At 71.4% G+C, this 19,831-nt stretch carries 22 protein-coding genes; 7 read left to right on the top strand and 15 right to left on the bottom strand.

The annotated features are described in order from the left end of the window. Positions 1–388, top strand: a 388-nt coding sequence (locus tag LB823_RS18075; RefSeq protein WP_224649710.1) for a zinc-binding dehydrogenase, incomplete at its 5' end; no start/stop codon positions are given. 22 nt (positions 389–410) lie between these two features. Here LB823_RS18075 and LB823_RS18080 read toward each other — a convergent pair. Genes LB823_RS18080 through purS form a run of 3 tightly spaced genes read right to left on the bottom strand, consistent with a single transcriptional unit; the run spans position 411 to position 2,595 of the window. Beyond that, positions 411–1,688 (bottom strand): M18 family aminopeptidase, encoded by a 1,278-nt coding sequence (locus LB823_RS18080; RefSeq protein ID WP_374201350.1) that lies wholly within the window; start codon positions 1,686–1,688, stop codon positions 411–413. Then, a complete protein-coding gene (gene purQ / locus LB823_RS18085; RefSeq protein ID WP_224649714.1) occupies positions 1,685–2,359 on the bottom strand; it encodes a phosphoribosylformylglycinamidine synthase subunit PurQ in 675 nt (224 codons plus the stop codon). Before purQ ends, LB823_RS18080 begins: the two co-directional genes overlap by 4 nt. Continuing rightward, entirely contained in the window at positions 2,356–2,595 is a 240-nt protein-coding gene (purS, locus tag LB823_RS18090) for a phosphoribosylformylglycinamidine synthase subunit PurS (RefSeq protein WP_224649716.1), read from the bottom strand. The genes purQ and purS overlap by 4 nt, the downstream gene beginning before the upstream one ends. A gap of 140 nt (positions 2,596–2,735) precedes the next feature. Here purS and LB823_RS18095 point away from each other — a divergent pair, with 140 nt between their 5' ends. Then, positions 2,736–3,380, top strand: coding sequence for an MBL fold metallo-hydrolase (locus tag LB823_RS18095; RefSeq protein WP_224649718.1), 645 nt, complete (start codon positions 2,736–2,738; stop codon positions 3,378–3,380). A 90-nt stretch (positions 3,381–3,470) separates the two neighbouring features. Then, positions 3,471–4,835: an SLC13 family permease gene (locus LB823_RS18100; protein WP_224649720.1), complete on the top strand. Its 1,365-nt coding sequence runs from the start codon at positions 3,471–3,473 to the stop codon at positions 4,833–4,835. 22 nt (positions 4,836–4,857) lie between these two features. On the opposite strand, the gene LB823_RS18105 is transcribed toward LB823_RS18100, so the two are convergent. Both LB823_RS18105 and LB823_RS18110 read right to left on the bottom strand, forming a co-directional pair. Continuing rightward, on the bottom strand, positions 4,858–5,556 hold the full coding sequence (locus LB823_RS18105) for a DUF2334 domain-containing protein (RefSeq protein ID WP_224649722.1): 699 nt from the start codon (positions 5,554–5,556) through the stop codon (positions 4,858–4,860). Between the two features lie 68 nt (positions 5,557–5,624). Further along, positions 5,625–6,116, bottom strand: coding sequence for a glutathione peroxidase (locus LB823_RS18110; RefSeq protein WP_224649725.1), 492 nt, complete (start codon positions 6,114–6,116; stop codon positions 5,625–5,627). 82 nt (positions 6,117–6,198) lie between these two features. On the opposite strand from LB823_RS18110, the gene LB823_RS18115 reads away from it, so the two are divergent. Next, positions 6,199–6,693 (top strand): MarR family winged helix-turn-helix transcriptional regulator, encoded by a 495-nt coding sequence (locus LB823_RS18115; protein WP_224649728.1) that lies wholly within the window; start codon positions 6,199–6,201, stop codon positions 6,691–6,693. Then, entirely contained in the window at positions 6,690–8,297 is a 1,608-nt protein-coding gene (locus tag LB823_RS18120; RefSeq protein WP_224649730.1) for a DHA2 family efflux MFS transporter permease subunit, read from the top strand. Before LB823_RS18115 ends, LB823_RS18120 begins: the two co-directional genes overlap by 4 nt. Before the next feature lie 68 nt (positions 8,298–8,365). Here the strand turns inward: LB823_RS18120 and LB823_RS18125 are convergent, their stop codons facing one another. The 6 genes from LB823_RS18125 to purD all read right to left on the bottom strand — a co-directional run bounded on the left by LB823_RS18125 (position 8,366) and on the right by purD (position 15,353). Continuing rightward, positions 8,366–8,863, bottom strand: coding sequence for a hypothetical protein (locus LB823_RS18125; RefSeq protein ID WP_224649732.1), 498 nt, complete (start codon positions 8,861–8,863; stop codon positions 8,366–8,368). 9 nt (positions 8,864–8,872) lie between these two features. Next, on the bottom strand, positions 8,873–10,963 hold the full coding sequence (locus LB823_RS18130) for a S9 family peptidase (protein WP_224649734.1): 2,091 nt from the start codon (positions 10,961–10,963) through the stop codon (positions 8,873–8,875). Further along, entirely contained in the window at positions 10,960–11,850 is an 891-nt protein-coding gene (locus LB823_RS18135) for a phosphoribosylaminoimidazolesuccinocarboxamide synthase (RefSeq protein WP_224649736.1), read from the bottom strand. The genes LB823_RS18130 and LB823_RS18135 overlap by 4 nt, the downstream gene beginning before the upstream one ends. An 87-nt stretch (positions 11,851–11,937) precedes the next feature. Continuing rightward, positions 11,938–13,365 carry an adenylosuccinate lyase gene (purB, locus tag LB823_RS18140; protein ID WP_224649738.1) on the bottom strand — a complete coding sequence of 476 codons (1,428 nt, stop codon included), beginning with the start codon at positions 13,363–13,365 and terminating at the stop codon, positions 11,938–11,940. 58 nt (positions 13,366–13,423) lie between these two features. Continuing rightward, positions 13,424–14,026: a TetR/AcrR family transcriptional regulator gene (locus LB823_RS18145; RefSeq protein WP_224649740.1), complete on the bottom strand. Its 603-nt coding sequence runs from the start codon at positions 14,024–14,026 to the stop codon at positions 13,424–13,426. A gap of 88 nt (positions 14,027–14,114) precedes the next feature. After that, a complete protein-coding gene (purD, locus tag LB823_RS18150; protein ID WP_224649742.1) occupies positions 14,115–15,353 on the bottom strand; it encodes a phosphoribosylamine--glycine ligase in 1,239 nt (412 codons plus the stop codon). Positions 15,354–15,392: 39 nt separating this feature from the next. Here purD and LB823_RS18155 point away from each other — a divergent pair, with 39 nt between their 5' ends. Beyond that, positions 15,393–15,794, top strand: a complete 402-nt coding sequence (locus LB823_RS18155; RefSeq protein WP_224649745.1) for an HIT family protein — start codon at positions 15,393–15,395, stop codon at positions 15,792–15,794. Positions 15,795–15,800: 6 nt separating this feature from the next. Here the strand turns inward: LB823_RS18155 and LB823_RS18160 are convergent, their stop codons facing one another. From LB823_RS18160 to LB823_RS18175, 4 genes are all read right to left on the bottom strand, one after another. Continuing rightward, on the bottom strand, positions 15,801–17,207 hold the full coding sequence (locus LB823_RS18160) for a cell wall metabolism sensor histidine kinase WalK (protein WP_224649747.1): 1,407 nt from the start codon (positions 17,205–17,207) through the stop codon (positions 15,801–15,803). Positions 17,208–17,213: 6 nt separating this feature from the next. Further along, the gene (locus tag LB823_RS18165) at positions 17,214–17,897 is read right to left on the bottom strand and encodes a response regulator transcription factor (RefSeq protein ID WP_224649796.1); all 684 of its coding nucleotides are present in this window, start codon (positions 17,895–17,897) and stop codon (positions 17,214–17,216) included. Between the two features lie 108 nt (positions 17,898–18,005). Further along, positions 18,006–18,329: a GNAT family N-acetyltransferase gene (locus LB823_RS18170; protein ID WP_224649749.1), complete on the bottom strand. Its 324-nt coding sequence runs from the start codon at positions 18,327–18,329 to the stop codon at positions 18,006–18,008. Beyond that, a complete protein-coding gene (locus tag LB823_RS18175; RefSeq protein WP_224649751.1) occupies positions 18,326–19,330 on the bottom strand; it encodes a pirin family protein in 1,005 nt (334 codons plus the stop codon). Before LB823_RS18175 ends, LB823_RS18170 begins: the two co-directional genes overlap by 4 nt. Positions 19,331–19,348: 18 nt before the next feature. On the opposite strand from LB823_RS18175, the gene LB823_RS18180 reads away from it, so the two are divergent. After that, positions 19,349–19,813, top strand: coding sequence for a carboxymuconolactone decarboxylase family protein (locus LB823_RS18180; RefSeq protein WP_224649754.1), 465 nt, complete (start codon positions 19,349–19,351; stop codon positions 19,811–19,813). Positions 19,814–19,831: the final 18 nt, after the last annotated feature.

Here is a 19,831-nt window from a genome sequence, read left to right on the forward strand (position 1 = left end):
CGCCGCGACGGTTCTCGACGCCCGCGAGTCCGCTGCGATCGCGGCGCTGCACGCCGACGTGGTGATCGAATCCTCCGGCACGGTGCCGGGCCTGCACGCTGCCGTCGACGCGGCGGCGCGCGGCGGCGTCGTCGTGCTGCTCGGGCTGCAGCGCGCGGGCGACATCGACTTCCCCGCGGCGCAGGCCATCACCCGCGAACTGGACCTGCGCGGTGCGCTGCGGTTCAACGACGAGATCGACGACGTGATCGCGGCGCTCGCCGACGGCACGCTGGACGTGCGCGGCGTGGTGACCCACGTGCTGCCCGCCGCGGACGCGCTCGAGGCCTTCGCGATCGCCCGCGACTCCGCCGCGTCCGGCAAGGTGCTGCTGGACTTCCGGGGCTGAGCCCGGTGCAGGTCGGCCCGACTCAGGCGGGCGCGAGGAAGGCGGCGAGGGCCGCGGAGTAGTAGCCGATGTCGGCGGAGCCCATGAGCTCGCGCGCGCTGTGCATCGCGAGCTGTGGGGCGCCCACGTCGACCGTGGTCAGGCCCGTGCGCGCCGCGGTGATCGGGCCGATCGTCGAGCCGCAGGGCAGGTCGGCGCGGTGCACGTAGCGCTGCAGCGGCACGCCCGCCTGCTCGGCGGCGAGGGCGAACAGCGCCTCGCCGTCGGAGTCCGACGCGTAGCGCAGGTTCTGGTTCACCTTGAGCACGGGGCCGCCGTTCACCGCGATGTGGTGCGCGGGCTCATGCCGGTCCGGGTAGTTCGGGTGGGTCGCGTGCGCCATGTCGCCCGACGCCACCGCGGACAGGCTCAGCGTGCGCAGGAAGTCCTCGCGGCTGAGGCTGTGCGACAGGCCGATCCGCTCCAGCACCGTGATGAGGAAGTCGGACGCGGCGCCGCGATCGGAGCCCGAGCCCACCTCCTCGTGGTCGAACAGCGCCAGCACGGGCACGATCCCGTCGACCGGGGTGACCGCCAGCAGCGCCTCGGTGCCCGCGTAGCAGGTGCCCTGGTTGTCGAGCCGGGGCGCGGAGACGAGGGCACCGTCGGCCCCGACGGTGCGCGACGGCGCCAGGTCGTGCGTCATCAGCTCGAAACCGAGCACGTCGTCGGCGGCGTAGCCCTCCGAGGCGGCCACCCGCGCGAGGAAGCCGCCGGCGCCGGCGGTGCCCCAGATCGCGTGCAGGTGCCGCTGCGGATCGAGCTCGACGCCCTTGCGGTTCTCCGAGAGGTGGATCGCCAGCTGGGGCACGCGCAACAGCGGCTCGTCGATGCGCACCAGCGTGTGCACGACCCTGCCGCCCTCGCGCACCGCGATCCGCCCGGACACGCCGAGGTCGCGGTCGAGCCAGGAGTTGAGCCACGCCCCGCCGTAGGGCTCCAGGAGCACCTGCGCCAGCCCCGCCGATTCCGCGTCGTGATGCTGCTTGACGCGCAGGTTCGGGCTGTCGGTGTGGCCGCCGACGATGCGGAACGCCGGGAGCTCGCCGTGCTCGCAGTGCGAGGAGTCGAAGGCGATGATCGAGCCGCCGCGCACCACGAAGTACTTGCCGGGGCCCGGCCACACGTCGTGCTCGACGAGCTCGGTGTACCCCGCGTCACCGAGCCGGCGGGCCACCGTCTGGCAGACGTGGAAGGGCGACGGGGAGGCGTCGACGAAGGCGCACAACCCGTCCGCGGTGGCTCGGCCGGTAGCCATCAGGCCGACAGCACCGCGTCCAGCGCGGAGTAGAAGATGCCCAGGCCGTCGTCCGACGGTCCGGTGAGCGCCTCGGTGGCGTGCTCCGGGTGCGGCATGAGGCCGACGATGCGGCCGTCGGCCGAGCTGATCCCGGCGATGTCGCGCTGCGAGCCGTTCGGATTGCCGCCCACGTAGCGGAAGGCGACGCGGCCCTCGCCCTCCAGCTCGTCGAGCACCGCCTCGGACGCCTGGAAGCGTCCCTCGGCGTTCTTGACCGGGATCAGGATCTCGGCGCCGGACTCGTAGCGCGAGGTCCACGCGGTGTTCGTGGCCTCGACCCGCAGCCACTGGTCGCGGCAGACGAAGTGCAGCCCCTCGTTCCGGGTGAGCGCGCCGGGGAGCAGGCCCGCCTCGCACAGGATCTGGAAGCCGTTGCAGATGCCGAGCACCGGCATGCCCTTGCCCGCGGCCTCGACGACCTCGGTCATGACGGGGGCGAGGGAGGCGATGGCGCCGGCGCGCAGGTAGTCGCCGTAGGAGAAGCCGCCGGGCACGACGACCGCGTCGACGCCCTGGAGGTCGTGGTCCTTGTGCCAGAGGGCGACGGCCTCGCCGCCGGCCCGCTCCACCGCGCGCGCCGCGTCGACGTCGTCGAGCGTGCCGGGGAACGTGATGACGCCGACGCGGGTCATGCGTCGACCCGGGTGACGGTGAAGTCCTCGATGACGGTGTTGGTGAGCACCTCGGCCGCGATCTTCTCGAGCTGGTCGTCGCTCAGGTCGCCGTCGACCTCGAGCTCGAACCGCTTGCCCTGCCGCACATCCGCGACACCGGCGAAGCCGAGGCGGTCGAGTGCGCCGACGATCGCCTTCCCCTGCGGGTCCAGGATCTCGGCCTTCGGCATCACGTCCACCACAATCCGTGCCACGTTGCGGCTCCCTCTCGATTCGACCGCGCGCTCGGGTGTCGATCGCGCTGTGATGACAGTTTACGTCCGCTCGGAACCGAGCGGCGGAGCGCGTCGCGACAACCGCCGTGGCCCCGCGGAAACTGAGCGATACTGGCGACATGCGACTCACCCACTTCCACCATTCGTGCGTCCTCGTGGAGATGTCCGAGACGCGCGTCCTCTTCGACCCGGGCACGTTCTCGCACGGCTTCGAGGGCCTCACCGGGCTGGACGCGATCGTCGTCACCCACCAGCACCCCGATCACATCGACCCCGCCCGGATCGACGCCCTCGTCGACGCCAATCCCGACGCCCAGCTGTTCGCCGATCCCACCACCGCGGCCGCGCGCGGCGGGCGCTGGATCGCGGCGCTCCCCGGCCACGACTACGGGATCGGCAACCTCATCGCGCGGGCCGTGGGCGGCACGCACGCGGTGATCCACCCCGACCTGCCGACGATCGACAACACGTCGATCCTGCTGGGCGACGAGGAGCGCATCGGCCGCTTCTACCACCCCGGGGACGCGCTCTTCGTGCCCGACGTCCCCGTCGAGGTGCTGGGCCTGCCAGTGAACGCACCGTGGTGCCGGATCAGCGAGACGGTCGACTTCTTCCGGGCCGTGAACCCCACCGTCGCGGTGCCCATCCACGACGCCCTTCTCTCCGCGGAGGGCTCGGGCATCTACCTCGGCCGGCTCGCGGACATGCGCCCCGACGGTGCCGACTTCATCCCGTGGGGCGCGGAGGAGACGCGCGAGTTCTGACCGGCGGCCGCCGATCCGGGCGGGCGGCCCCGCCACCCCTGCACACCGTGGTATGACCTAGGTCACATCCTTCGGAAGGGGAACTTCACAGTGTCACCCGAGGTGATCGCGCTCGCCGTCCTCGTCGTCGTCTTTCTGATCGCGACGGTCCGCGGCGCCAACATGGGCGCGCTCGCCCTCGTCGCCGCCTTCGTCGTCGGCCTGGCGGTGTTCGGCGTCGACTCGAAGGAGGTGCTCAAGGGCTTCCCCGCCGAGCTCTTCGTGATCCTCGTCGGCGTCACCTATCTGTTCGCGCTGGCGAAGAACAACGGCACCGTCGACTGGATCGTGCACGGCGCGGTGCGGGCCGTCCGCGGCCGGGTGGCGCTGATCCCCTGGGCGATGTTCGCGGTGTGCGCCGTGGTGACCGCGATCGGCGCGGTCAGCCCCGCCGCCGTCGCCATCGTCGCGCCGGTGGCCGCCGGCTTCGCGGTGCGCTACCGCATCCACCCCGTGCTCATGGGGATGATGGTGGTGCAGGGCGCCACCGCGGGGAGCTTCTCCCCCATCGGCATCTTCGGATCGATCACCAACGGCGTGGTCGACGCCAACCACCTGCCGGGCAGCCCGCTCTTCCTGTTCGGTTCGACGTTCCTCGCCTGCGCGGCGATCGCCGTCGTCGCGTTCGCCGCCTTCGGCGGGCGCGAACTGGTCGCACGCGGAGCGGACGCCGACGCCATGGCAACGCTGGGAACGACCGCCGAGGCCGCCTCCCACGCCGCGACGTCGGCCGCCCGCCCGACGACCGAGCCGCACTCGGCCGTCGAGGTGCAACGCCTCGCCGCGGACAGCGCCGACGACCGCGGCGATGACGCGACGCGGCTCGACGCACAGCGGATCGGCACCCTCGCCGGTCTCGTGGCCCTCATCGTCGGCGCCCTCGGCTTCGACCTCGACGTCGGCTTCACCGCCCTGGGCATCGCGGTCGTCCTCACGCTCGCCTTCCCGGACTCCGCGAAGGACGCCGTGGAGAAGATCAGCTGGAGCACGGTCCTGCTCATCGCCGGCATCGTCACCTACGTGGCCCTGCTCCAGAAACAGGGCGTGGTCGACTGGCTCGGCGACGGGGTGGCGAAGGTCGGTTCGCCGCTGGTCGCAGCCCTGCTGATCTGCCTGATCGGCGCCGTGGTCTCCGCGTTCGCCTCCACCACCGGCATCATCGGCGCGCTGATCCCGCTCGCCGTGCCCTTCCTGCTCACCGATCAGGTAAGCGCCGTCGGACTGATCGCCGCACTCGCCATCTCGAGCTCGGTCGTCGACTGCAGCCCGTTCTCCACGAACGGCGCCCTGGTGGTCGCGAACTCCGAGCCCGATCGCCGCGACATGGTCTTCCGGCGGCTCATGCAGTGGGGGATGTCGATCGTCGTACTCGGTCCGCTCATCGCCTGGGCGGTGCTGGTCGTGCCGACCGCCTGACCCGCGGTCGGCCGCGGGTGAATCAGGCGGCGACGAGGATCCGGGCGCGGTGCTCGTAGACGGTGGCCGCCGCGCCGTGGTGCAGGGCGAGGTCGACGGCGTCGAGCATCGTGCGCGAGACGGTCGACGAGGCGAGCCGGCGGGCGTCGACCGCCAGACGGAGCGTGCCGCCCCGTCGGGCGATGCGGTTGGCCTGCGCGAGCAGCGCACGGCACCACCAGGGCTCGCTGAGGAAGCCGTCGCCGATGCCGAGCACGCGCGCCTTCTCCTCCTCGCCGGTGACGAGGTCGGTGATCGCGGTGTAGCCGAGGTTCGTCCGGAACCCGGCGTTCGGCAGCGCGAGCACCGCGCCGGTGGAGGCGTTCCAGCGGGGCGCGGCGAAGACCCGGGTGCGCAGGCCGACGGTCTCCAGGACGCGGTCGGCGGCGGCGAGCCGCAGCCCCGCCTCGTGCGCGCCGAGGGTCGAGAACTCGGCGCGGCGCCGCTTCGTCGCTGCCTGGTCGTAGCCGTTGAGCACGATCGCATCGCCCCCGGCCCGGCGCTCCCGCAGGAAGGACTGGGTCGACGGGTCGTCGAGCAGCTTGTACTTGCCCTTCAGGCGGGGCGCCACGAGCAGCGAGACGGGCACGCCGCGCTCGTCCATCCGGGCCGCGAACCGTTCCGCGTCCGCGCGGGTGGCGTCGGAGAGGGCGGAGACGGAGACGTACAGCGGCGAGCTCATATCCGCAGTGTGCGCGCCCCAGGTGTCCCGTTCGGGGATGGAAGGTTACGTGTCGCCCAACTGGCCGGTCAGGCGGGGAGAACGGCCTCGATCGCGCCGACGACCTCGTCGGACTCGGGCTCGGTGCGCGGGCGGAAGCGCTGCACGCTCGCGTGGTCCGGCGCGATCAGGAACTTCTCGAAGTTCCACTGGATGTCGCCGGCCTCGCCCTCGGCGTCGGCGGTCTTCGTCAGCTCCGCGTAGAGCGGGTTCCGGTTCTCGCCGTTGACCTCGGTCTTCTCCAGCAGCGGGAAGGTGACGCCGTAGCTCGTGGAGCAGAACGTCGCGATCTCCTCGGCGGTGCCGGGCTCCTGGCCCGCGAACTGGTTGCAGGGCACGCCGAGCACCGTCAGGCCGCGGTCGGCGTAGCGGGTCGCGAGGGCCTCCAGGCCGGCGTACTGCGGGGTCAGGCCGCACTTGCTGGCGACGTTGACGACGAGCACGGCCCGGCCGGCGTAGTCGGCGAGGGAGGTGGCGGCACCGTCGAGCGTGGTGAGGGCGATGGAGTCGAGAGCGGTCATGCGCCCGAGCCTACGCGGAGGTGTAACGCAGGACACATCTATCTCGATTGCGCAATGGTTGCGCGAGAGTTATCGTTTTTAGGTGCAAGCAACCTCCACGGACGTGACTCCCGAGGACCTCACCGCGGTCTTCGGCGAGTTCATGGGCCGACTCATGTGCAATGTCACGCAGGAGAGTCTGGGCACGATGCTGTCGTCGGACATCACCGCGCACCAGTTCCACATCCTGCTGCAGCTCACGGCCGCCGAGGCCCCGCTCCCGATCAACCGGCTCGCCGATGATCTGGGGCTGTCCGTCGCCGCCACGGGACGCAACGTGGAGAAACTTGTCCAGCTCGAGATGGTGGATCGGCGTGAGGACGCCTCGGACCGCCGGATCAAGAACCTGACCATCACCGACCTCGGGCGAAAAACAGTTGCGTCCGCGGTCAGCGACAAGCACCGTGAGGTGCTGAGTTTCGCGGAGCGGCTCCCGCTCGCGCTGCGCATCAGGCTGCACGACGTGATGGTCGAGATCCTCGACGAGGGCCTGATCCCTCCGAACCCCTTCTTCACCGCAATGAAAGAGAACGCATGAGTACCGAGAACACGCTCGACAAGAGCGAGATCCCGCACGCGGGTGAGGGCCTCGACCGTCGCGTCCTGATGGTGGCCGGCGTGGTCGTCCTCGGGTCGATCATGGCCATTCTGGACATGACGATCGTGGCGGTCGCGCAGAACACCTTCCAGTCGCAGTGGGGCGCATCGCCCGCCACCGTCGCCTGGACGATGACCGGCTACACCCTGGCGCTCGCCGCCGTGATCCCCGTGACCGGATGGGCCGCAGACCGATTCGGCACCAAGCGGCTCTACATGACGGCCACGGCGCTGTTCGTGGCGGGTTCGGCGCTGTGCGCCACCGCGACCTCGATCGACCTGCTGATCCTGTACCGGGTCCTCCAGGGCCTCGGCGGCGGCATGCTCATGCCGCTCGGCATGATGATCCTGACCCGGGCCGCCGGCCCGGAGCGCATCGGCCGCGTCATGGCCGTGCTCGGCATCCCGATGCTGCTCGGCCCCATCGGCGGCCCGATCCTCGGCGGCTGGCTGATCGAGTCCTTCTCGTGGCACTGGATCTTCCTGATCAATGTCCCGATCGGCGCGATCGCGATCATCTACGCCTGGTTCGTGCTCGACAAGGACGAGCCCGTCAAGGGCCAGAAGTTCGACCTCGTCGGCTTCGTCCTGCTCTCGCCCGGCCTCGCCCTGTTCCTGTTCGGCATCTCCTCGATCCCCGAGGCGCAGTCGGATTCGTCGATGTACACCGAGCGCGTCATTCCGGCGACCATCGTCGGCCTCGTGCTGATCGTCGCGTTCGTGTTCTGGGCGCTGCGCGCCAGGCTGCCGCTGCTCGACCTGCGGCTGTTCAAGAACCGGAACATGACCGTCGCCATGATCACCTTCGCGATGTTCGCGATGGCCTTCTTCGGCAGCTCGATCCTGTACGCGCAGTACTTCATCGGCATCCGCGGCGAGTCGACCCTGATGGCCGGCCTGCTGCTCGCCCCGCAGGGCCTCGGCGCCATGCTGACCATGCCGATCGCCGGCGTGCTCACCGACAAGATGGGCCCGGGCAAGTTCGTCATGACCGGCCTCGCGCTGATCACGGGCGGCATGATCGCCTTCACGCAGCTCACCGCGGAGACCCCGTACTGGATCCTGCTGGGCTCGCTGCTCATCCAGGGCCTCGGCATGGGGATGACGATGATGCCGACCATGTCGGCCGCGATCCGCACCCTGGCACCCGAGTCCATCTCCCGCGGTTCCACGCTGACGAACATCGTCCAGCAGATCGCCGCGTCGATGGGTACCGCGATCTTCTCGGTGCTGTTCACCAACTGGCTCACCAACGCGGGCCCGGCGATGCAGACCCCGCAGGGCGAGAAGCACACCGGCGCGCTGGCCTTCGGCCTGAACTCGAGCCCCGAGGCCCGCGAGGGCGGCATCGCGATGTTCCAGGGCGAGAGCGGCTTCTCGAAGTTCCTGCACGACAACCTGCCGTTCGCGGCGGAGGCGTTCGGGAACACCTACTTCGTGGCCGCGATCCTGGTCGCGCTGTGCATCATCCCGGCGTTCTTCCTGCCCCGCACCCACGAGGCGGACACCGAGGCCGCCGAGCGCCAGATGGTCATGCCGCACTGATCATCGCCTGATACGACGAGTGCCCGGTCCCCGATGGGGGCCGGGCACTTCTCGTTTCCGCGGGAGCGCTACCGGGTGACGGTGAAGGTCACGCTCGGCAGCACGGTGAAGAGCGTGTCCACCGGGGCCGTGTAGCGGCTGATCGCCGCGGCGTCGCCCCGATCACCGGCGGCGCAGGTGTAGGCGACGGTGCGGCGTGGCGCAGCGCCGGCCGCCCGGTACGTCAGGCGGGTGGTCGACGCGCCGGGGCAGGGCGTGCCCGTGGCCGGCGCCGGCAGCGACGCCGCGTTCTGCACGAGCGCCCGCTGCGTCGCGTAGTCGAGCCGCTTCGTCTCCGTCTTCGCGGGATCGGCCGTCCCGTAGACGGTGCCGTAGCCACCGACCTTCGCCGTGGCGACGCCGCCGCGCACCGTGATGACGTACTCGACGTGGTACTCCGGCGCCGTGGACGGCCCGACGTGCGAGTAGGTCACCGTCGGGCTGCCGGCATCGGGTTCCGCCTGGACCGGGGCCACAGCTACGAGCGGGAGCGCGGCGCACGCGACGCCCGCGACGAGCTTCTTCATGACTGCAAGCTACTGCGCGGCGCCCAGCCTGTCGAGGACCCAGGCGTACTCGAACGCCGTCTCGCGCCACTTCGCGTACCGCCCGCTGACGCCGGCGTGGCCGGCGACCATCTCGGTCTTGAGCAGGATCTGGTCGCCGGACGTGCTGTGGTCGAGGAGCTTCGCCACCCACTTCGCGGGCTCCGTGGGGAGCACGCGGGTGTCGTTGAGCGAGGTGGTGGCGAGGATCGCCGGGTAGGGCTTCGCGGCGACGTTCTCGTACGGCGAGTAGTCGCGCATGTACCGGTACACCTCGGCGCTCTCGAGCGGGTTGCCCCACTCGTCCCACTCCCCCACGGTGAGCGGCAGGCTCGGGTCGAGGATCGAGGTGAGCGGGTCCACGAAGGGCACGTCGGCGACGATGCCGGAGAACAGCTCCGGCGCCAGGTTCGCGACGGCGCCCACGAGCAGGCCGCCGGCGCTGCCGCCCATCGCCACCAGCCGCCGCGGCTCCGCGCGGCCGGTGTCCACGAGATGTCGTGCGACGTCGACGAAGTCGGTGAAGGTGTTCCGCTTCTCCAGCTGCTTGCCATGGTCGTACCAGGCGCGCCCCATCTCGCCGCCGCCGCGCACGTGCGCCACGACGAACGCCACGCCGCGGTCCATGAGCGAGAGCCGGGCGACCGAGAACCACGGGTCGAGCGTGGCCTCGTACGAGCCGTACCCGTACAGCAGGGTGGGGGCCGGACCGTCGCCGGTGTCCTTGCGACGCACCACGGACACGGGGATCCGCGCACCGTCGCCGGCGGTCACCCAGAGCCGCTCGGCGGTGTACAGCGAGGCGTCGTAGCCGGGGACGTTGGCCCGCTTGAGCACCGTCTGCTCCCCCGTCGCCGGGTCGAGCTCGAGGACGGTGCCCGGGGTCACGAAGGACTCGTAGGCGAGGCGCAGCCGCGGCGCGTCCCACTCCGGGTTCGCGGCGGGACCGAGGTTCACCAGCTCCTCGCCCGGGTCCCACTCGGTGAACTCCGGCGCGGCCGTGGCCGCGGCGAGCGCGAGGCGGGGCAGGCCGCCCCGTCGGTACCCGAGGGCGAGCCGTCGGGCGTAGGCGTCCACGTACTCGAGCCGCACGTCGTCACGGTGCGGAACGAGGACCGTCCACTCCTCGGGAGCGTCGACGGAGGCCGACGCCAGTTCGAAGTTGATGCCGGTGCGATTGTGCAGGAACAGGAACCGGTCCTCGCCGCCGAGGACCGCGTGCTCCACCGAGTACTCGACGTCCTCCTCACGGGGCCGCAGAACGCGGAACTCGCCCGTCGGATCGGTGGCGTCGAGGACGTGCGTCTCGGAGCTCAGCGTCGACGAGGCGGCGATCATGAGGTACTTCTCGCTGCGGGTCAGCCCGATGCCGACGCCGAAGCGCTGGTCCGTCTCGTGGAAGACCTTCACGTCAGCTGCGGTCGAACCGATCTCGTGTCGCCAGATCGTGTCGGCGCGCCACGCGTCGTCGACGGTGGTGTAGAACAGGTGCCGCCCGTCGAGGGCCCAGGTGGCCCCGTAGAAGGCGTTCTCGACCGTGTCGGGCAACAGCTCGCCCGTGTCGATGTTCCGCACGCGCAGCGTGAACCGCTCGTCGCCGTCGGTGTCCAGCGAGAAGGCGAGGAGGGCACCGTCGGGCGAGACGGAGGCGGCGCCGACGGCGATGTACTCGTGCCCCTCGGCCTCGACGTTGAGGTCGAGGAGCACCTGCTCGCCGGGCAGCGGCTCGTCGGAGAGGACCGGCGGGGTCCAGTCGTCGGGTCCGGTGATCGGTGCGCGGCAGTGGATCCCGTACTGCTTACCCTCGACGGTGCGCGCGTAGTACCAGTATCCCTTGCGGCGCTGCGGGACCGACATGTCGGTCTCCTGGGTGTGCGCCTTGATCTCACCGAAGATCGCCTCGCGCAGTGGCTCGTGGGCCGCGGTGGCCGCCTCGGTGAAGGCGTTGTGGGCGCGGAGGTAGTCGAGCACCTCCGCGTCGGAGGTGTCGGCGAGCCAGGCGTAGTCGTCGATCACGGTGTCGCCGTGGAAGGTCCGCGGGGCCGGAACCTTCTTCGCGACGGGCTGGGCCGGGGCGCTCATGCCGCTCCGCCCGGCCAGTCGGCGAAGCTCAGGCCCGAGATGCGCTCGTAGGCCTCGATGTAGCGGGCGCGGGTGCGCTCCACCACGTCGGCGGGCAGGGGTGGCGGCGGGGTGCCGGTGTCGGTGGACCAGCCGGATTCCTTGGTGAGCCAGTCGCGCACGATCTGCTTGTCGAAGCTGGGCAGGGCCTTGCCGGGCTCGTAGAGCGCGCCGTCCCAGTAGCGGGAGGAGTCGGGCGTGAGCACCTCGTCGGCGAGGAGGAGGTCCCCGTCGGAGCTGCGACCGAACTCGAACTTGGTGTCCGCGAGGATGATCCCGCGTTCGCGGGCGATGTCGGCGCCGCGCGCGTAGACGTCGAGGGTGAGCTCGCGCAGCCGCGTCGCCAGCTCGAGGCCGACGTCCTCGGCGACGCGCTCGAAGGAGACGTTCTCGTCGTGGTCGCCGACGGCGGCCTTGGTCGCGGGGGTGAAGATCGGCGGGTCGATGCGGCTGCCGTCGACCAGGCCCTCCGGGAGGGGCACGCCGCACACCTCGCCGTTCGCGCGGTACTCCTTGAGGCCGGAGCCCGTGAGGTAGCCGCGGGCGACGCACTCCACCGGCACCATGTCGAGCCGGCGCGTGACGAGCGCGCGGCCCAGCACCGACTCGGGGATGCGCGGATCATCGGCCGGCCCGGCCAGATGGTTCGGCACGCCGAGCGCGTCGAAGAAGAAGACCGACATCGCCGTGAGCACGCGCCCCTTGTCGGGGATCGCGGTGTCCAGGATGTAGTCGTAGGCGCTGATCCGGTCGCTCGCGACGAGCAGCAGGTGCTCGTCGTCGATCTCGTACAGCTCGCGGACCTTGCCCGAGTAGATCGGCGTGTATTCGCTCAGTTCAGGACGCACTCCGCCACCCTATCGCCTGACGGTTCCCCGCGGATTCGGCGGGCGAATCGCAGGTCGCGGCCGCCGGAACCGCAGGGAACCGGTGGGTCAGAGGATGGGGGCGGGGGTGTAGCCGGCGGCGTCGGGGTACTTCGCGACCAGTTGCTCGACGTCGGCGACGACCTGGGCGACCTGGGCCTCGGCGGCGCCGGTGAAGGCGGCGCGGTCCGCCAGCGCCGCATCGAGATCCGCGCGCGACAGGCCGAGGCGGGAGTCACCGGCGAGGCGATCCAACAGGTCGGGCTCCTTGCCCTCCTCGCGCATCGCCAGCGCGACGGCGACGGCGTGCTCCTTGATCGCCTCGTGCGCGACCTCGCGGCCGACGCCCGCGCGCACCGCGGCCATGAGCACGCGGGTGGTGGCGAGGAAGGGCAGGTAGCGGTTCAGCTCGTTCTCGATCACGGCCGGGTAGGCGCCGAACTCGTCGAGGACGGTCAGGAAGGTCTCGAAGAGGCCGTCGATCGCGAAGAACGAGTCCGGCAGGGCCACGCGGCGGATCACGGAGCAGAAGACGTCGCCCTCGTTCCACTGCGAGCCCGCCATCTCGGCCGCCATCGAGCCGTAGCCGCGCAGGATCACGGTGAGGCCGTTGACGCGCTCGCAGGAGCGGGTGTTCATCTTGTGCGGCATCGCGGAGCTGCCCACCTGGCCGGGCTGGAAGCCCTCGGTGACCAGTTCGTGCCCGGCCATGAGCCGGATCGTCGTGGCCATCGACGACGGTCCCGCCGCCACCTGGACCAGGGCGCTCACCACGTCGTGATCGAGCGAGCGCGGGTACACCTGGCCGACGGAGACGAAGGACTGCGAGAAGCCCAGGTGCTCCGCCACCCGCGACTCCAGCTCGGCGAGCTTGGCGGCGTCGCCGCCGAGGAGGTCGAGCATGTCCTGCGAGGTGCCCATCGGGCCCTTGATGCCGCGCAGCGGGTAGCGGCCGATGAGGTCCTCGAGGCGGGCGATCGCCACCAGCAGCTCGTTGGCGGCGGACGCGAAGCGCTTGCCCAGCGTCGTGGCCTGCGCCGCGACGTTGTGCGAGCGGCCCGCCATCACGACGGACGAGTACTGCGCGGCCCGCTCGGCGAGCCGGGCCGCCACGGCCACGGCGTGGTCGCGGACGTACTCCAGCGAGCGCAGCACCTGCAGCTGCTCGACGTTCTCCGTCAGGTCGCGCGAGGTCATGCCCTTGTGGATCTGCTCGAAGCCCGCGAGGTCGCTGAACTCCTCGATCCGCGCCTTCACGTCGTGCCGGGTGATCCGCTCGCGCTCCGCGATCGACGCCAGGTCCACCTGGTCGACGACCTTCTCGTAGGCCTCGACGGCACCGTCGGGCACGTCGATCCCGAGGTCGCGCTGCGCCTTGAGCACCGCGATCCACAGCTGGCGCTCCAGCACGATCTTGTACTCCGGCGACCACAGCTCGCGCATGCGCGGGCTGGCGTACCGGTTGGCGAGGACGTCGGGGATGCGGGGAGTGCTCACCCCGCGATTATCTCATGCACGGATGACACACCCGACCGTGGAAGGAACGGGGCTCCGCTCAGGGATGCAGGGGCGCGAGATCGTCGACGACGGTGCCGAGCGCCTCGCGCACGGCGCGGGGCACGTCCGCCCCGTGGGTGGTCAACGCCGCGAGGACGGCGCCGTCCTCGATGGCCATCAGCCGATCGACGCCCGGCCCCGTCGCCCGGCGACCCGAGCGGGTGAGCACCTCGACGTGCAGCTCCGCCAGGACGTTCCGGACCTGCGCCTGCAGGCGGGTGAGCTCGGGATCCCGCGTGCACAGCACCATCCGCTCGTACCGCGAGACCAGCGCGCCGCGCTCGGCGGCGGTGTCGCAGGCGAAGAAGACCGAGGTGAGGAGCTTCGCGAGCGCCGAATCGCCGCGCTTGCGCCGGCTCACGGCCTCTACGCGGCCGCGGACCGCGGCGAGGTCCAGCTCGCCCGCGTACGCGACGGCGTTGGACAGCAGGTCGCCCAGCGACTCGAAGTAGTAGGTCGTGGCCGCCAGGGGGATGTGCGCACGGTGCGCCACCGCCCTGTGCCGCACCGATTCGAAGCCGCCCTCGACGAGGAGCTCCCCGGCCGCCGCCACAAGGGCCGCGCGCCGGCGCTCACCCTTGGGCGTGGTCGCGGCTGTCATCTGGGACATGCTGCCAGCACGTCCCGCCCGGCCTGAGGGTTTCGACCAAATCGTCGGCACCCATCCGCGCCGACATCGGACAAAAGCGCTACTGCAAGGCCTGGTGACCGATGTCCGTGCGGAAATGACTGCCCGGCAGCTTGATCCGCTCGAGCTTGGCGTAGGCGTCCGCGCGGGCCGCTCCCAGGTCGTCGCCGACACCGACCACGTTGAGCACGCGGCCGCCGTTCGAGACGAGGCGTCCGTCGGCGTCGACGGCCGTCCCGGCGTGGTAGATCCCCGCGCCGTCGGCGCCGGTGATGACGTCGCCCTTGCGCGGCGTCGCCGGGTAGTTCTCGGCGGCGAGCACCACGGTGATAGCCGCACCGTCGCGCCACCGGAGCGGGGGCAGCGCGCCGAGCGCGCCCGTGGCGGTGGCGTTCAGCGCCTCGCCGAGCGGCGACTCCAGGAGGCTCAGCACGGCCTGCGTCTCGGGGTCGCCGAAGCGGCAGTTGAACTCGACGACGGCCGGCCCCTCGGAGCCCATGGCGAGGCCTGCGTAGAGCAGGCCGGAGAACGGGGTGCCGCGGCGCACCATCTCGCGCGCGACGGGCCGCACGACGGTCTCGACGATCTCGTCGACCGCGCCGTCGGCGAGCCAGGGCAGCGGGGCGTAGGCGCCCATGCCGCCTGTGTTGGGGCCGGTGTCGCCGTCGCCGACGCGCTTGTGGTCCTGCGCGGGCAGCAGCGGGACGACATCCTCACCGTCGACGAGGCAGAACAGGGAGACCTCGGGGCCGTCGAGGAAGGACTCGAGCAGCGCGGGCCGGCCGGACTCGATGAGGTCGGCGGCGTGCGCCCGGGCCGCGGCGCGGTCCGCGGTGACGACGACGCCCTTGCCAGCGGCCAGGCCGTCGTCCTTGACGACCCAGGTGGGTCCGAAGCGGTCGAGCGCGGCGTCGATCTCCGCGGGGCTGTCGACGATCTCGCTGCGCGCGGTGCGCACGCCGGCGGCGTCCATGACGTCCTTGGCGAAGGCCTTCGAGCCCTCGATCTGCGCCGCGGCGGCGGACGGGCCGAAGACGGCGATGCCGCTGGCCCGGACCGCGTCGGCGACGCCGAGGACCAGCGGGACCTCGGGGCCGATCACCACGAGGTCGGCGCCGAGGCGCTCGGCGAGCGCCGCGACCTCGTCGCCGGAGGAGGCGTCGACGTCGTGGTTCGTCGCGATCGCCGCGGTGCCCGGGTTGCCCGGGGCCGCATGGAGCTCGGTGACCTGCGGGTCACGGGTGAGCGCGTCGAGGAGGGCGTGTTCGCGGCCGCCGGTGCCGATGACGAGTACTCGCACGGCCATGACACTACCGGGCACCTCCACTAGCCTGGCCCCATGGCATCCGTCTTCTCGAAGATCATCGCCGGCGAGCTCCCGGGCCGGTTCGTGTACCAGGACGATTCGGTGGTGGCGTTCCTGACCATCGGCCCCCTCACGCAGGGCCACGTGCTGGTGGTGCCGCGCGAGGAGGTGGACCACTGGGAGTCGATCGACGACGAGCTGTGGGCCCACCTCAACGACGTCGCACGCAAGATCGGTCGGGCGGTCAAGCGCGCCTTCGACGCGCCGCGCGCGGGCCTGATCGTCGCCGGCTTCGAGATCCCGCACCTGCACCTGCACGTCTTCCCGGCGTACGGGCTCACCGACTTCGACTTCACCAACGTCGACCCGAACCCGAGCGCCGATTCGCTCGACGAGGCCCAGACCAAGATCGTCGAGGCGCTCGCCGCGGAGTGACCGCGGTCAGCGGGGCAGGCGCACTGTGAACGTCGCGCCCTCCCCCGGCGCGGTGTCGACGGTGACGGTGCCCCCGTGCCGCTCGACGATGCCGTGGACGATCGACAGGCCCAGGCCCGCGCCGCCGCTGCCGCGGCTGCGGGAGGAGTCGGTGCGGTAGAAGCGTTCGAAGACGCGCGCGGCCTCGTCGGGCTCCATCCCCGGCCCGGTGTCGGCGACGGACAGCACCACCGCGCCCGGCTCCTCGGCGAGCCGGACGCGCACCGTCGCCTCGTCGGGCGTGTGCCGCAGCGCGTTCGAGACCAGGTTGGTGACCACCTGGTGCAGGCGGTCCCGGTCGCCGGTCAGTGCGACGGGGCCGGCACCGTCGACCTCGAGCGCGATGTCCCGGCCCGGCTCGCGTGCCTGCGCGGCGTGCACCACGTCGTCGGCGACCGCGGTGAGGTCGACGGTGTCCGAGGCCAGCGGCCGGCGGGCGTCCAGGCGCGCAAGCAGCAGGAGATCCTCCACGAGCAGGCCCATCCGCTCCGCCTCGGACTCGATGCGCGACATGACGAAGCCGGTGTCGTCGGTGGCGCCCTGCCGGTACAGCTCGGCGAAGCCGCGGATCGACGTGAGCGGGGTACGCAGCTCGTGCGAGGCGTCGCCGACGAAACGGCGCATCCGCTCCTCGTCGGCGCGCGCCCGCTCCTCCGACGATGCGACGCGGTCGAACGAGTCCTGGACCTGGTGCAGCATCGTGTTGATCGACGTCGAGAGCCGGCCGACCTCGGTGTGCGGCGGCGCCTCGGGGACGCGGCGCGTGAGGTCCCCCGCCGCGATGGCCTCGGCGGTGGCCTCCACCTCCTCGAGCGGGCGGAGCGAGCGCCGCACCACGAGGTAGCCGAGGCCGCCCGCGATGACGAGGACGCCGCCGCCGATGAGCAGTTCCAGCACGATCATGGCGCGCAGGGTCGAATCGACGTCCGAGAGCGTGACCGCGACGAAGGCCACGCCGTACTGCGAACTCGACTGCACGACGCGCCACTGCGGCCCCTTGCCGCCGACGGAGCGCACGGTGACGGCGTCGCCGTGCAGGTCGCCGAGGCCGGACAGGTCCGGCTGCTCGGTGAAATCGGGGTTGCTGATCCGCAGCTGGGTGCCGTCCGGCAGGAAGACCGCCTGGTAGAAGCGGGTGGGCGGAGGCTTGCTGCCGCGCACCGGCTCCGGCAGGCTCGGCTTCGGGCGGGCCCAGGTGTCGGCGGCCTGCCGCAGCGTCTGATCCTCGCGGGAGAGGAGCTGATCCTTCATCGCCGCGGTCAGTGCGGTGCCGGAGGCGAGCAGGCCCAGGAAGACGAGGCCGACGACCAGCGCAACGAGCGATAGGCGCAGCGGCACGCGGGACGCGAACGAGGTGTTCGGGGTCGAACCCATGCGGGCCTACCGGGGTTCGCGGAGTACGTACCCCACGCCGCGGAGGGTGTGGATCAGCCGCTTCTCGCCCGTGTCGACCTTGCGGCGCAGGTAGGAGACGTAGGACTCGACGACGTTGACGTCGCCGCCGAAGTCGTAGTGCCAGACGTGGTCGAGGATCCTCGGCTTCGACAGCACCACCCCGGCGTTGACCATGAAGTAGCGCAGCAGCGTGAACTCGGTGGGTGAGAGCGAGACCAGCTCGCCCGCCTTCCACACCTCGTGCGTCTCGTCGTCCAGCTCGAGGTCGGCGAAGGTCAGGCGGGTCGAGGCCTCGTCCTCGCCGAAGCCGTGGCGCCGCAGCAGCACGTTGATCCGGGCCACGACCTCCTCGAGGCTGAACGGCTTGGTGACGTAGTCGTCGCCGCCCAGCGTGAGGCCGGCGACCTTGTCCTCGACCGAATCGCGCGCCGTGAGGAACAGCGCGGGCGCCTCGATGCCGTCCTGGCGCAGCCGCTTGAGCAGGCCGAGGCCGTCCATGCCCGGCATCATGATGTCGAGCACCATGACGTCGGGCCGGAAGGTGCGCATGCGATCGAGCGCGGCGGGGCCGTCCGGGGCAACCGCCACGTCGAAGCCCTGGAACTTCAGGCTGACCTGCAGCAGCTCCCGGATGCTCTGCTCGTCGTCGACCACGAGCACGCGGGGCATCGATTCGTCTTTCGCACTGGACACACCGCCATAGTGCACCGTCGGGCGTCCGGGACTCTGACGACTCGCTGTCAGTTCCCTGTGAACGTCGCGCTCGCGCCTCGCCCGCTACAGGGAGGCGAGGATCTCCGGGGTCACCGGGTCGACGATGTCCTGCACCTCGGGGTGCTTGGACACGTACCGCTTGACCAGCGGGCACACCGGGACCACGCGCTTGCCCGCGGCGCGGGTGTCCTCCAGCGCGTCGTGCACGAGGATGCCGCTCAGGCCGCGGCCGGAGAACTTCTCGTCGAGCTCGGTGTGCGGGAAGATGCGCTGCTCACCGCGGTCGATGAACACGGTGAAGCCGGCGAGCTCCCCGTCGACGGTGATGTCGTAGCGTCCCTCGGCGTCGTTGCGGGCGACGGCGACGGTCTCGGTGTTCTCGGTCATTGCGGGTTCCTCCTGCGGGGCTTGAGCCGGGTGGTCGGAAGCGGGGGCGCCGGCAGGTACTGATCGTCGCGCCATCCGCTCACACTGCCGAAACGCGCGGCACGCGCCTGCCATTCCTCGCGGTACTCGACGATCTCGTCGTGGGTGCGGCCGACGAAGTTCCACCACATGACGATGTCCTCGTCGAAGGGGACGCCGCCGAGCAGGACCACGCGCGCGTCCTCCTCGGTGGGGTTGTGCAGGCGGAGGCCGCCGAGGCCTGGCCCGGCGTAGCCGAGGTCGCCCCAGGCGAGGGCGACACCGTCGAACAGCAGCTTCTGCGTGTCGAGCAGGACGCCGTGCTCGAAGGTGGGGTCGACGGCGAGGCTGACCCGCGCGCCGGGGCGCAGGATCAGCTCCGCGCCGAGCAGCGGGGTGGCCGTGAAGACCGGCGAGGTGCTGTCGGCGAGCTCGCCGATGAAGACGCGGGCGGTGCCGCCCGGGCCGCCGGGCCGCACGTCGGGCAGGTCGACGGCGGGTGGCGCGTAGTGCTGGAAGCCGTTGGGCGCATTGCGCGCCCGGTCCGGGAGGGCGAGCCACAACTGGACGCCGTGCAGGCGCCGGGTCTCCGGGGTGGAGACCTCGGAGTGGCTGATGCCGTAGCCGGCGGACATGAGGTTGATCTCACCCGGCAGGACCGGCGCCTCGACGCCGGCGCTGTCGCGGTGCTCGATCTCGCCCTCGAACAGCCAGCTCACGGTCTGCAGGCCGGTGTGCGGGTGGGGCGGGACGTTCATGCCGCCGGAGCGGTCCACCTCGTCGGGGCCGTAGTGATCGGCGAAGCACCACGCCCCGATCATCGAGCGCTCGTGCGTGGGGAGGGTGCGGCGCACCGTCATCGCGCGGGGGCCGCCGAGCGGGACCTCGCGGGCCTCGATCACCTCCACGCCGGCGGCGGGGGCCGGCCCGTCCACCGTGGCCCCGCACTCGACCTCTTCGGGCTGTCGGTCGACGTTGCTCATGACCGCTAGCCTAGTGCCATGCCAGCCCAGCGCGTGCGGATCGACAAGGCCTCCCCTCGGATCTACAAGCAGTTGATCGCGGTCTCGACGGAGGTGGCCGAGGCGGCCGCCGCCGTCGGAATCGGCCGTGACGTGGTCGAATTGGTGAACCTGCGGTGCTCGCAGCTCAACGGCTGCGCCTACTGCCTCGACCTGCACGCGCGCGCCGGGCGCGCGGCGGGGCTCTCCGACCAGCAGCTCGACGTGCTGGCCGCCTGGCGCGAGGCGCCCGTCCTGTTCGACGACGTGCAGCGCGCCGCGCTCGAGATCGCCGAGCTGGTGACGCAGCTGCCCCCGCACCACGCGGCGGACATCGCGTACGACCGCGCCACCGATGTGCTCGACGAGGCCCAGACCTCCGTGCTCATCTGGGCCGCGGTCACGATCAACGCGTTCAACCGGGTATCCGTGATCAGTGGGTACGAGGTGCGGCACCGCGTGTGAGCGCGGCACCGCATGCGC

Origin of the sequence: Tsukamurella sp. M9C (genome assembly GCF_020169415.1) — a bacterium.
GTDB lineage: Bacteria > Actinomycetota > Actinomycetes > Mycobacteriales > Mycobacteriaceae > Tsukamurella.